This is a genomic window from Vibrio genomosp. F10 str. 9ZD137, from assembly GCF_049974785.1.
Lineage (GTDB): Bacteria > Pseudomonadota > Gammaproteobacteria > Enterobacterales > Vibrionaceae > Vibrio.
The window spans coordinates 1-11,958 of sequence record NZ_JBNGCJ010000925.1 but is presented as its reverse complement, the minus strand read 5'-3'; the positions used below and the strand labels follow the sequence as shown (position 1 = coordinate 11,958).

Sequence of the window (11,958 nt, the reverse complement as noted above, 5' to 3'; positions counted from 1 at the left end):
CCGATCCTTCTCGCCGTGAGCGCAAGAAGATCACGCAATGGTATCACCGCGCTGATAGCATGGAACACAAGCTCGCATTACTTAAAAAAATACTGACCGATCAAGCGGATCGATCTATCGTATTTTTGAAAACTCGTGAACGTTTAGCCGAGCTACGTATTGAGCTTGAAAAAGCACAAATCCCATGTGCATGGATCCAGGGTGAAATGCCACAGGATCGTCGTAACAATGCCATCACTCGTTTCCGAGAAGGGACGGTTAACGTTCTTCTTGCTACGGATGTTGCTGCTCGTGGAATCGATCTTCCCGATGTAAGCCACGTGATCAACTACGACATGCCACGCTCAGCCGATACTTACTTACACCGCATTGGCCGTACTGCCCGCGCCGGTAAAAAAGGCAACGCTTTGTCTCTGGTAGAAGCACACGATCAAGCTATGCTTGAGCGTGTCGCGCGTTATATCGATGAAGAAATTAAAGAACGCTTCATTAAAGATATGCGCCCACAACATAAAAAAGCATCGACCAAGAAAAAGAAAAAAGACGTAACGAAAAAAGATGCAAAGAAAAAGACCACTAAGAAAAAAGCGGTTAAGAAAAAGAACACAAAGAAGAAGTAAGTCACGTATACGTTGAGTAGCAAAATACAAAAAGAGTAAAGAAATAAAAAAAGCCGATACTCATTGCTATGATTATCGGCTTTTTTATATCGGCGTATCGCTGAAAATATCGATTTATCATTGAAAAGGGAGCAGCGTATTAACCCTGCTCAAATTCAAATAGGAACCCGATTAATGCTCACGAGTGGCGCGGAAATCAACGTCAGGGAATCGCTCTTTCGCTAAATTCAAATTCACCATCGTTGGCGCAATGTACGACAGGTTATCACCACCATCTAACGCAATATTCGATTGATTTTTACGTTTAAACTCTTCAAGTTTCTTGTCGTCACTGCACTCAACCCAACGGGCCGTTGCCACGTTGACACTTTCATAAATCGCTTCAACATTATATTCAGACTTCAATCGAGCCACGACTACATCAAACTGAAGCACACCCACTGCGCCAACGATAAGATCATTGTTTTGCACCGGACGAAAAACCTGTACTGCCCCTTCTTCAGAAAGCTGTACAAGACCTTTTAATAGCTGCTTCTGTTTCAGCGGATCACGTAAACGAATACGACGGAATAACTCCGGTGCAAAGTTTGGAATACCAGAGAACTTCAAACTTTCACCTTGAGTAAAGGTATCGCCAATTTGAATCGTACCGTGGTTATGCAAACCAATAATATCACCCGCGTACGCCTTTTCAGCGCGAGAACGATCACCGGCCATAAACGTAACGGCATCTGAAATGCTAACACTTTTTCCAGTGCGGACATGATTCATCTTCATGCCTTGATTATACGTACCCGATACAATGCGCATGAAAGCGATACGATCTCGGTGTTTAGGGTCCATATTGGCTTGAATCTTAAACACAAAGCCAGAGAATTTTTCCTCGGTAGCAACAACGTCACGCTCATTCGCTTGACGTGCTTGAGGAGCTGGAGCCCATTTAGTTAAGCCATCAAGCATGTGGTCAACGCCAAAGTTGCCCAGTGCAGTACCAAAGTAAACCGGTGTCAACTCACCCGCTAAGAACAGCTCCAGATCAAAGTCAGGGCAAGCACCGACGACAAGCTCTATCTCTTCTCGAACGCTTTTTGCAAGGTCTGCGCCAACAGCCTCATCAAGTTCAGGGTTATCCAAACCTTTAACAATGCGAACTTCTTGAATCTCATGGCCATGGCCTGATTCGTATAAGATCGTTTCATCGCGATGAATGTGGTACACACCTTTAAATTCTTTACCACAACCAATGGGCCATGAGATAGGTGCACAAGCCATACCTAACTCACTTTCCACTTCGTCCAAGACTTCCATTGGATCACGAACGTCACGGTCAAGTTTATTCATAAAGGTAACGATAGGCGTATCACGTAAACGCGTCACCTCCATCAACTTACGAGTTCGATCCTCAACACCTTTTGCCGCATCGATAACCATCAAACATGAATCTACCGCGGTGAGTGTTCGGTAGGTATCTTCCGAGAAATCTTCGTGTCCTGGAGTATCAAGAAGATTCACTAGACAGTCATTGTACGGAAACTGCATCACAGACGTTGTTACCGAGATACCACGCTCTTTTTCCATCTCCATCCAGTCTGATTTAGCATGCTGGTTAGAGCCACGACCTTTTACGGTTCCTGCTTTTTGAATAGCGTTTCCAAATAACAGTACTTTTTCTGTAATGGTTGTTTTACCCGCATCCGGGTGAGAAATGATGGCGAACGTTCTACGCTTAGAAACTTCACCAATAAATGGACTATTTGACATGAAAAGGTCTTCTTTTGGGCCAGCGGAGTATAGGTGACAAAGTAATATTGCCGAGCTAGCAGTTCGATTCAATTTTGCGCGATATTCTCGCTCATATTTGCGATTGGAGCAACTAAAGCCCGATAGGGAGCCAGATTAATTCCATTACTCTCACTTTGTTATTAATTTATTGACTATTTTGAGCTATAACTAAATGAGTAGGTGGGACTAATAATAACTATGTATAAATCCAAACAGATAAATTCTCTCGCATTTCGTCAAGCAAAAACCGTGTTTCTGGTATCTGTGATACTAGGGCTGTGTTTCAGTGTCTATCTTATATTGCTCGATCTGCATCAAGAGCAAACTCGCATTGAAGAGCATTATCAATTTAAATTGCTGCAAAATTATTCCAATGCCAGTCAGGCAGCTTACCATCTAAATCATTTACTGGCTGAACAAGTTGCCTCAAGCCTTATGATGGATGAAGCTATTTATAGAGTTGAAATCATCGATGACTTCGGTGACACCTTGACTAAAAATGAGCGGAAAATCACGGAACAGAGTTCTTTTATTCAAGCGCTTTCCAATTACTTAACCCCCACTGCTCCGGTTTATAGAACACCACTTCACCAACCTAACTCACTCCTTGTGGTAGGGGAACTCAGCTTTTCGGTTAACGGAAACAACATTGCGGTTAATTTCTTAACTAAAATGACTCACGCTATTTTATTTGATTTGATCAGAAACATCCTTCTCACCACCATATTGCTGGCTTTTTTCTATTACAAACTATCAAAGCCCATTATCACGCTGATCACCTGGGTTAATTCACTGCAGCACAAGCAAGCTTCCATCCCTATTCCTGTGCAAAAGCACCATGACGAACTAGGAGAACTGGCGATTTCATTTCATAACCTATGGAAGCAAAGAGAAAAAGCAGAAGCTCAATTAAACCAACTGGCCTATTACGACACACTAACAGGGCTTGCAAACCGAGCTCTGCTACTTCAAATGCTTCAAAACCATATTGACAGTGCCAATCAGTCTCACTCTACCGGCATACTGTTTTACCTAGATTTAGACCGTTTTAAAACCATCAATGACTCATTGGGCCACACCATTGGAGATAATTTACTTAAGGCGATCTCAAAGCGTTTAGAAGCATGGATCAAAAAAGGCATGATCGCTGCACGAATTGGTGGCGATGAGTTCGTTGTTCTCGCACCCGATCTGACACTCAATAAGGCAGGAGACGTTGCGCAGCAAGTTTTGGCTCTGATGTCTAACCCTTATGCGATTGATGGCCACCAACTATACTGCACTGTCACGATTGGCATTTCAGTGTATCCATCTGTTGGAAGTACGAATATTGATATCCTCCGTCAGGCAGACACCGCCTTATACCGAGCTAAAAGCGCAGGGCGTAATAACTACATGTTTTACGAGCCAGAAATGCGAGCTCAAGTTGAGTCTTTTTTAGAGATAGAAAAAGGTCTTCATGAAGCGATCAATAAAGATCAGCTCGAACTTTATTACCAACCTCAGGTGAATGAAAAGCATCAAATCGTGGGTGTTGAAGCGCTGATAAGATGGAACCATCCAGAAAAAGGGGTGCTGCCTCCCGGTGTATTTATGCCGATTGCTGAAGAAACCGGGCAAATACTGCCCATCGGGGATTGGATTATCGAACAGGCATGCTATCAATATTCAATATGGAAACGTATGGGAATATTGCCACCCACTTTTCGACGCCTGGCCATTAACATCAGTCCTTTACAGTTTTCAAAAGACTCATTTGTTGATCATATTACCCAAGCTCTTTCCCAAGCAGGAATTACTGGAGAACACATTGAGCTAGAAATAACCGAAAGCCTACTACTGGAAAATGTCGAAAGTGCTATTCAAAAAATGGCGCTGCTCAAAGAGCATCAGCTTAAAATTTCTATTGATGACTTTGGTACAGGGTATTCTTCATTGCGTTATTTGAAATTACTCTCGGTAGATGTACTTAAAATTGATCGCTCGTTTGTCACCAAACTTCATTTAGACGAAAGTGATCAAGCCATCGTTGATACTATTGTGATGACAGCAAGAAGATTGAACCTAGAAGTGATCGCAGAAGGCGTGGAAGATCAATATGAGCTGCATGCCCTTAAAGAGTTAGGATGTGACCAATTCCAAGGCTACTTATTTGATAAGCCCCTTAAAACCGAGGAAGTGATCAGCCGCTTTGAACACAACCTCTATACCGTCCCTCAGCGAGAACTCGACAATCCAACAGTCAAAGTGACAACTAAATAATCATAGACACAGTAAGGTCATGCTTTTGTCTTTTATTGCTAAAGACAATGCTAAAAATCGATAGGGCAAGAATTCATAGGGAAAGCAAAATTTGGTTTTCTTCTTTCTTCAAGAACATCCACCAGCAATAGAACCCTCTGTTAAAAAAATAAGTAGCTCATAATGATGGCGTCTTCTTTGCCTTTCTCAGTCGGGTAATAGTTAATTCGTCGATCAAGTTCATTAAACCCAACCGATTCATATAATTGATAGGCTTTTTTATTGCTTTCTCTCACTTCCAACCACGCACTTTCAGCCTTGGCTTGCTCACACATGTCTAAAAAGAATTCAGTTAATCGCTTACCGTACCCTTTTCCTTGATGTTGTGGGGAAACAGCAATGTTAAGTAGGGTCACTTCTCCCACAATATTTTGTGCATAAAAGTAACCAACCACACGGTCACCGACCAACATTGCATGATGACAACCACCTCGACTATTGACATCTCGAATCATCGATTCAGACCAAGGATGAGTATGAGCCGATTGCTCAATCGCATAAACTGACGTGAGGTGCGATTCACGCAGCGGAAGAATTTCAACTGTCATTATTCATTACTCGTAAGAACAAATTTGCTGCCAAAGTGCTCTTCGGTGCTCAGTGTGACCATTAATAGAAGAAAGAAGCGGTGTCACCAACTTTTTCGCTTTGTGGGAGTCATCAATACTGGCCTCACCAGCATACCAAATCCAACTGAGTTGATGCTCACCTAACCCCATCAATTGTTCTGGATAGATGTGCTGAGCCTTATCTAATGTGAGTTTAATACTTTTAAGTACCCGCTCAAACATCATCGCAATCTCTCCAGTCGGAAGCTCTGTTGATACTAGCAGCAACTGACATTCGTCAGATAAGTTCAACATTGGAGGTTGAAAACCGAGCAATCGTTCCGGGTAGCTCAATTGCCACGTATCGATTCCCATTTCTTTCAAATAGTGTATTTCAGTTTGGGGCATTAACCTTAACCTACAAAGCGTAAACACGCCGATCCTAACAAATATATTGGATAAAGGAAGGAGGAAATCTTAGTATCCTACGATGCGATAAAGACTCTCAATCCATTCACCTTGCCATTCACCTTACTTTCCCATTGGGTTTAAGTGAATGCTTAACCTAACTCATCAAATTCAGGGCAATACTCTATCAAACCAGAACGAGAGGCTAACTGATTCTCGGCTAATTCTGCTATTTGAAATGCGCCATCAGGCACTTCCCATTTGCACTTAAAGCCCTTTTCCTTAGCGCTAACAAAACCAAAACGAGAGTAGTAATTTGGATCCCCCAAAACTACACACACCGGGTAACCAAACTCTAACAATGAAGAAAGACCTTCTTTTACTAAAGATTCGGCAATACCTTGATTTCGAACCCCCTCTTTAACACACACTGGGGCTAACCCTTGCCAGTGACAATCTTCGCCTTCAACAGATACAGGGCTAAACATGGCATGACCAACAACTTCTCCCTCATCATTGCAAGCAACCAATGACAACGTCAGGTGGCTATTCTCTCGAAGCTTCATCACTAGATTAGCTTCGGCTTCGGTTTCAAATGCAGATTTTACAAGTCGAGCAATGGGTAATATGTCGGCTGGAGCTTCAGTTCGAATAAGCATGGGTAACCTCATTGCTCGTGGATGTTTCTACGCCTTTTTGCACGAAGTCCGCTAGTTGCGCCAACATCGTTTGCAGTGGCCTAGGCAGTAATTCTAAATCAACACTATCCATTAAATTTTTCACTTCCAAACCCAATTCGGTATCCCCTTCAATAGAGAGACGACGTTGGAAAAATAGGGTATCAGGATCTTCCTTTCGACCAGCAATCAGAACTAAGTCATTCAACTCACCAGAAAAGCTGACGTCTTCAGCAACGGGAGTGTCAGCGATCACTAGCTTATCCTGTTGATAACTAATATACCAACACAGCGCCATGTCGCGAATTTCAACTTTTAGCCATTTGTCTTCCAGGAATTCAAAATCCCCCTCTTCTAAAGCCTCTTTGAAGACCGTCTTCATGACTTCAAGCAAGGCTTTTTTTTGTACAACTTGTGGTAAAAAGTGGACTGGGGATCGCAAAATTGATGCTGCATTTTGAACTAGTTGAGTGCGAATCTTGTTTATCACGCGCGTTATCCGTTACTTTGTAAATATAATATTTCATCATAATTGATGTAATAGTGCTAATTCCTGTTATGTATCAAAGAAGTCGAGAATGTTCTTGACGCTTTTACATATCAAAATTCAGGGGTATAGTTAATGTATCGTCCCATGTTTCACGTGCCCTGTGAAACTCTAACCGCAACGGAGAGTTGGTAGTTATTGATGCCTTCGCAACAATTACAACACTGGTTTGAAAAAATCACACATCATAGCCCATTCTTTTTTGCCGTTATCGATGAACAGCATAACTACAGCATGGTCAATGAGAGATATTGTGATATTGCAGGGCTAACTTCCAAAGAACTGTTCGGTATGAATGACTCTCAAGTTCTAGGCAGTCACTTTTATGAGCACATAAAACCATACTACGACAGAGCATTTCGAGGAGAAACTCTCGAAGCTGAAATCACACTACATGATATCGACATCGATACAAGCCTGCATTTCAGTTTATCTCCAATCCTGAATGGGCAAAAAGTCGAATCCATTATATTTCACGCTGTTGACACCTCAGAAAAACAGATATTGATTCGGTCTCTAGAGGAGTCCGAAAGCAAATATTCAACACTCACCTCACTTCTTCCTGACGGCCTGCTTCTTGTCGAAGATGATTGCATTATCTCTGCCAATCCTTCGGCTATTCGTTTGCTGGGAATGACGTCATCTTCGGATCTGCTGGGTGAAGATTTAACTCGACTTTTTGTCGATGAAAAAAGCAAAACCGTCTTTACTCTTCCTTTAAGCCAGCTCATTACCGATGCACCTATGATTTGCCTCACTGGGCCTCGCTGCGGCATTGAGAGGAAAGTACAGCTGCATGCTGACTCAACCATTGTGCTGGGTAACCAATCGCAACTCGTGTTGATTCAGGATGCAGAAGATGCACCGAAACAGTTATCTAGCGCGTCACAAGAAGATCCACACCTAGATTCATTAACAGGGGCATTTAACCGTTTTGGTTTTACCAAGCGTCTGGAGCAGTTCATTAACAATGAAACTCCACTTCTGATGATGTATCTAGATATCGATAATTTTAAGAACATTAATGACTCTTTAGGCCACCATATCGGTGATAAAGTCATTAAAGAGGTAGCAGCTCGACTCAAGCGGTTGTTGCCTCAGCAAGCGGTGTTAGGACACTTAGGTGGCGATGAGTTTGGCCTGATCTTACCAAAACCTGAAAACAATCGTATGGCCGAAATTCTTGCAGAACGAATCATTGGCCTGATTAACCAACCGTTCGATCTTCATCACTTCAGTAAGCGACTTTCTTGCTCTATTGGTAGTGTGGCATACCCAGGTGATGGCAACGATGCACGTATTTTATTGCAAAATGCTGATACGGCGATGTATGAAGCCAAAGATCGTGGTCGAAATCGTCTGATTAAATTCAATGACCAGATGAATAAAGAAGCACGAATGCGGCTCTGGCTTGAGATTGAACTGCAAAAAGCGCTGCAACAAAACGGCCTTGAAGTTTGGTATCAGCCGAAAGTTAATGCGCGCGACTTTAGCATTAATGGCGCCGAGGCACTGATTCGCTGGAAACACCCAGTTGAAGGCTACATTAGCCCTTCTGCTTTTATTCCTGTCGCTGAAAAAGCGGGGCTTATTGAGCATTTAGGCCGAGTCGTGATGCGTGAAGTGTTTGCGACAGTGAAGCGCTGGAAGTTGCAAGGGATTTTACCAGGTCGCGTGGCTATTAATTTATCTCCAGAACAGTTTGGCAATCCAAAACTGATTGATTATATGGAAAAATTGTTGCGCTCTACGGCTCTTGACCCCAACTGCATTACTTTTGAGCTAACTGAAAGTGCGGTGATGAGTGACAGTGAACATACAATTCAAATGCTAAATGCCATTAAAAAACTCGGTTTTACCTTGTCTATTGACGATTTTGGTACCGGCTACTCCTCCCTTTCTTATTTGGCTCGTTTTCCTATTGATGAGCTGAAAATTGATCGCGCTTTCATTAGTGACATGGATACCCTGCCTAAACAAGTCACTGTCATTGAGAACATTATCAACCTGGGCAAGTCTCTCAACTTAACCGTGGTTGCAGAGGGGGTAGAAACCCAACAACAGGCAACCTTGTTGTCTAACCTCAACTGTCATTCCATCCAAGGCTTTCACTTTTATCGACCTCAACCAAAACAAGAAGTCGAAGATCTCTTCATTCAAAACCGTCGCCACAAGAGCTAGTCTGAACCATCCCCCTAACAATTGAAGTCATTTACGACTATTTACTCATCGATATCTAATTTATTCACCCAAACCTGCCTTACATCAAACTCGCTATTCACATATCTTCATAAAATGCCGTCACTTTTGTAGAAATTGGTACATTGCAATGGAACTCCTATGCCCAGCTGGAAATCTACCAGCACTCAAAACGGCCATCGATTGTGGTGCAGATGCGGTTTATATCGGCTTTAAGGATGACACCAACGCGCGTCATTTTGCTGGTCTTAACTTTACCGGGAAAAAACTTGATAAAGCCGTTCAATACGTGCATGACAAGGGCAAGAAAATTCATGTGGCGCTCAATACATTCGCTCATCCAAATGGTTTCGAGCGCTGGACGAAAGCCGTGGATCAAGCCGCCGACCTTGGAGTCGACGCTTTGATCATCGCGGATATCGCAATATTAGAGTACGCAGCAAATACATACCCACATATGGAATTGCACCTTTCAGTCCAAGCTTCAGCCACCAACGTCGCAGCCATCGACTTTTACCACAAAAATTTCAATGTAAAACGCGTGGTACTGCCCCGTGTACTCTCCATCCATCAAGTGAAACAGCTGTCGCGTAATATCGACTCAGATGTCGATTTAGAAGTTTTCGCTTTCGGTAGCCTGTGCATTATGGCTGAAGGCCGTTGCTACCTTTCTTCATACATGACCGGTGAGTCGCCAAATACGGTTGGTGCATGCTCTCCTGCTAAATACGTCCGTTGGCAAGAAACGCATAGCGGGCTTGAGTCACGCCTCAATGAGATCCTCATTGATAAGTATGCGACGGGGGAAAACGCTGGATACCCTACGCTGTGTAAAGGTCGCTTTGAAGCGGAAATCGAAGGCGAACGTAAGCGCTACCATGCGTTAGAAGAACCGACTAGCCTAAATACTCTGTCTATGCTTCCTGAGTTATTTGCTGCCAATGTTGCTTCTGTGAAAATTGAAGGTCGTCAGCGTAGCCCAGCCTACGTAGAACAGGTAACCCGTACTTGGCGGGCAGCCATTGATCGCTACCTTGCAAACCCAGATTCCTATCAGGTGGAAGCGTCCTGGAATGCCGCCCTGGCTAACGTCTCTGAAGGGACACAGACCACGCTTGGTGCTTACCATCGCAAATGGCAATAAGGAAAAGTAATGGATAACTCAATGAAATACGCATTAGGCCCACTGCTTTATTTTTGGCCAAGGCAAGATGTGGAAAGCTTCTATCAACAAGCAAAAAATAGCGCTGCGGATATTATTTACCTGGGCGAAGCCGTCTGTTCAAAACGACGCGAAATGAAAGCGCACCACTGGCTAGATATCGCGAAAGAGCTGTCGGCATCGGGTAAACAAGTCGTCTTGTCCACAATGGCGTTGCTTGAGGCACCGAGTGAAGTCAGCATCATGAAAAAGTACATCGATAACGGTGACTTTGCCATTGAAGCGAATGATGTATCTGCGATTCAACTTGCCAGTGAAAGTAACGTACCGTTTGTGGTAGGCCCTGCGGTGAACACTTACAATGCACACACTTTAAACGTGTTCCTAAAACAAGGTATGACACGTTGGTGTATGCCGGTTGAGCTTTCACGAGAATGGTTATCTAACGTGATGATCCAATGTGACGATCTCAATATCCGTCATAAATTTGAAGTCGAAGTATTCAGTCATGGTTACCTTCCGCTCGCTTATTCCGCTCGTTGCTTTACCGCTCGTGCCGAGAATAAAGCCAAAGATGACTGTGACACCTGCTGTATAAAATACCCAACTGGTCTACAAGTTGACAGCCAAGAAGGTCAATCCGTATTTAACCTCAACGGCATTCAAACGCAATCCGGTTATTGCTACAACTTAATCAATGATTTACCCAATATGAAAGACTTGGTCGATGTTGTACGTTTAAGCCCGTTAGGAATCGACACGTTCTCTGAACTGACCAATTTCAAAGCCAACGAAAATGGTGACCAACCAATGAACATTACCGACCGTCAATGTAACGGTTACTGGCATCAACTGGCTGGGTTAGAGGTAAAAAACATCTAATTTAGGTTAAGGCATTAATGAGAAGGTCTAGATCACTAGACCTTTTTCGTATCGAAAACGTCACATCAACACTAAGCGGTAGCTGGGCTCAACGGTGTTGAATCTAGCTTCTTAATGTCTTTCATCAAAATCGCAATAACCACAACACTCAACGCAATATTTGAAAGAGGATAAGCCATCCAAATTCCTGGGACACCAAACAACTTAGGCATGATATACAAGAAAGGCAGTTGAATCAGCAAATTGCCCAACATAACAAACATCGCTTTACCTCCCTTGTTCACCGCTTGGTAATAAGCCCCGGTGACGACTAAAAATCCATCCAATGCTAACGCAAACAGATGTAATCGAATGCCTAACACGGTGTACTCGACAAGCTGAGAGTCCTGAGAGCTAAATACTGAAACAAACTCTCTAGGAAAAACATTCAGTAGAATGGCGAATACTATTCCAACCGACACTGAACTCACCATTGCGATCTTCAGAAGTTTACGAATGTTGCCTGGATGTTTAGCACCATAGTTATAGCTCACTAGCGGCTGCATACCATTGGCAATACCTTCGGCTGTAAGATAATAAACCGTAACGATGTAGCCCAGAATGGCATAAGCGCCAATCATCAACTGATTCCCATATTGCGCAAACAAAGCGTTATGCATTGCAACCATCATTGAGCCATAGGCATACATAAAGAAACTTGATGTGCCGATCGCAAAAATCTGTGGGATAACATCAAGTTTCAGTCTCAATTCATTCCAACATAAACGAAGGTTTGCTCGATGCGAGAAGAAGTAAGCCAAACCGAAGCCGGTAACAACACACTGGGCGATAG

11 protein-coding genes are annotated in these 11,958 nt (G+C 43.2%); 5 read left to right on the top strand and 6 right to left on the bottom strand.

Annotated elements, in window-relative coordinates; translation table 11 throughout:
* Window positions 1-620: helicase-related protein (locus tag ACP45E_RS20415; protein ID WP_277815733.1), on the top strand; the 620-nt coding region annotated here is incomplete at its 5' end.
* A gap of 171 nt (window positions 621-791) precedes the next feature.
* Here ACP45E_RS20415 and prfC read toward each other — a convergent pair.
* On the bottom strand, window positions 792-2,381 hold the full coding sequence (gene prfC, locus ACP45E_RS20410) for a peptide chain release factor 3 (RefSeq protein WP_017035485.1): 1,590 nt from the start codon (window positions 2,379-2,381) through the stop codon (window positions 792-794).
* Between the two features lie 219 nt (window positions 2,382-2,600).
* Between prfC and ACP45E_RS20405 the strand changes: the two genes are divergently transcribed.
* Window positions 2,601-4,664, top strand: coding sequence for a putative bifunctional diguanylate cyclase/phosphodiesterase (locus ACP45E_RS20405; RefSeq protein WP_017037727.1), 2,064 nt, complete (start codon window positions 2,601-2,603; stop codon window positions 4,662-4,664).
* Window positions 4,665-4,804: 140 nt separating this feature from the next.
* Here the strand turns inward: ACP45E_RS20405 and rimI are convergent, their stop codons facing one another.
* The 4 genes from rimI to ubiT form a co-directional block, all read right to left on the bottom strand.
* The gene (gene rimI / locus ACP45E_RS20400) at window positions 4,805-5,251 is read right to left on the bottom strand and encodes a ribosomal protein S18-alanine N-acetyltransferase (RefSeq protein ID WP_017035487.1); all 447 of its coding nucleotides are present in this window, start codon (window positions 5,249-5,251) and stop codon (window positions 4,805-4,807) included.
* A gap of 6 nt (window positions 5,252-5,257) precedes the next feature.
* On the bottom strand, window positions 5,258-5,659 hold the full coding sequence (locus tag ACP45E_RS20395) for a DNA polymerase III subunit psi (RefSeq protein WP_017037728.1): 402 nt from the start codon (window positions 5,657-5,659) through the stop codon (window positions 5,258-5,260).
* Window positions 5,660-5,811: 152 nt separating this feature from the next.
* Window positions 5,812-6,318 (bottom strand): GNAT family N-acetyltransferase, encoded by a 507-nt coding sequence (locus ACP45E_RS20390; RefSeq protein ID WP_017037729.1) that lies wholly within the window; start codon window positions 6,316-6,318, stop codon window positions 5,812-5,814.
* Window positions 6,302-6,826, bottom strand: a complete 525-nt coding sequence (gene ubiT, locus ACP45E_RS20385) for a ubiquinone anaerobic biosynthesis accessory factor UbiT (RefSeq protein ID WP_017037730.1) — start codon at window positions 6,824-6,826, stop codon at window positions 6,302-6,304. The genes ACP45E_RS20390 and ubiT overlap by 17 nt, the downstream gene beginning before the upstream one ends.
* 198 nt (window positions 6,827-7,024) lie before the next feature.
* Between ubiT and ACP45E_RS20380 the strand changes: the two genes are divergently transcribed.
* From ACP45E_RS20380 to ACP45E_RS20370, 3 genes are all read left to right on the top strand, one after another.
* Window positions 7,025-9,064: a sensor domain-containing protein gene (locus tag ACP45E_RS20380; RefSeq protein ID WP_017037731.1), complete on the top strand. Its 2,040-nt coding sequence runs from the start codon at window positions 7,025-7,027 to the stop codon at window positions 9,062-9,064.
* Window positions 9,065-9,212: 148 nt separating this feature from the next.
* The gene (gene ubiU / locus ACP45E_RS20375) at window positions 9,213-10,226 is read left to right on the top strand and encodes a ubiquinone anaerobic biosynthesis protein UbiU (RefSeq protein WP_017037732.1); all 1,014 of its coding nucleotides are present in this window, start codon (window positions 9,213-9,215) and stop codon (window positions 10,224-10,226) included.
* Window positions 10,227-10,247: 21 nt separating this feature from the next.
* Window positions 10,248-11,126 (top strand): U32 family peptidase, encoded by an 879-nt coding sequence (locus tag ACP45E_RS20370; RefSeq protein ID WP_026026579.1) that lies wholly within the window; start codon window positions 10,248-10,250, stop codon window positions 11,124-11,126.
* Between the two features lie 71 nt (window positions 11,127-11,197).
* Here ACP45E_RS20370 and ACP45E_RS20365 read toward each other — a convergent pair.
* On the bottom strand, window positions 11,198-11,958 hold a 761-nt coding region (locus tag ACP45E_RS20365; RefSeq protein ID WP_241824358.1), incomplete at its 5' end, for an MATE family efflux transporter.